This window comes from Thermobrachium celere DSM 8682 (assembly GCF_000430995.1).
In the GTDB taxonomy this organism is placed as follows: domain Bacteria; phylum Bacillota; class Clostridia; order Clostridiales; family Caloramatoraceae; genus Thermobrachium; species Thermobrachium celere.
The window spans coordinates 15010-15605 of the sequence record NZ_HF952031.1; the positions used below are offsets into that span (position 1 = coordinate 15010).

Below are 596 nucleotides of genomic sequence, written 5' to 3' on the forward strand. Positions count from 1 at the left end.
TTTGTCTGTTGGCTTTTTATCTGTTACATATCTAAATTCACTTACTAATTTATTATCAACATCCTGAACTAAAATTCCACCATCTACACTTACATACTCTAAATTATCCTTTGGTGTTGATAATGCCTTTATAACCCTTAAGTTCTTCTTCTCCTTCAAAACTAAAAGGGCATCCTCATCATAATCTGGTGCTATAACTATTTCTAAGAATATCTCAATAAGTTTTTCAGCAGTTCTTTTATCTACCCTTCTATTTAGTGCTACAATTCCTCCAAATATTGATATCCTATCGCACTCATAGGCTTTACTATAGGCATCAAAAACATCCTTTCCAACTGCAACACCACAAGGGCTGTTACCATGAAATTGGAGTACCTGCACATATAAAAGKATATTRKGTATTTTGGACTTAACCATCCACCTTCAAACAGCATTCTAAATTTATTAGTTGGCGGTAATGTTAATTGAGTTATAACAAGTGGAAACTGCATTACTGACATTGCAAAAATTATCGCAATAACACCAGCTGAATTAACATTTATAGGTATATGTGTGCTTTGTGCACCATACATACGTGAACCTACTCTTCTTTGTGC

1 protein-coding gene and 1 pseudogene are annotated in these 596 nt (G+C 33.7%); both read right to left on the reverse strand.

Annotation, left to right across the window (positions count from 1 at the left end):
* A pseudogene (locus tag TCEL_RS11425) lies at window positions 1-357 on the reverse strand (bifunctional phosphoribosylaminoimidazolecarboxamide formyltransferase/IMP cyclohydrolase); the annotation flags it as partial.
* Window positions 261-572, reverse strand: coding sequence for a preprotein translocase subunit SecY (locus TCEL_RS14125; protein ID WP_018665559.1), 312 nt, complete (start codon window positions 570-572; stop codon window positions 261-263). The gene TCEL_RS14125 and the pseudogene TCEL_RS11425, both read right to left, overlap by 97 nt.
* Between the last annotated feature and the right edge of the window lie 24 nt (window positions 573-596).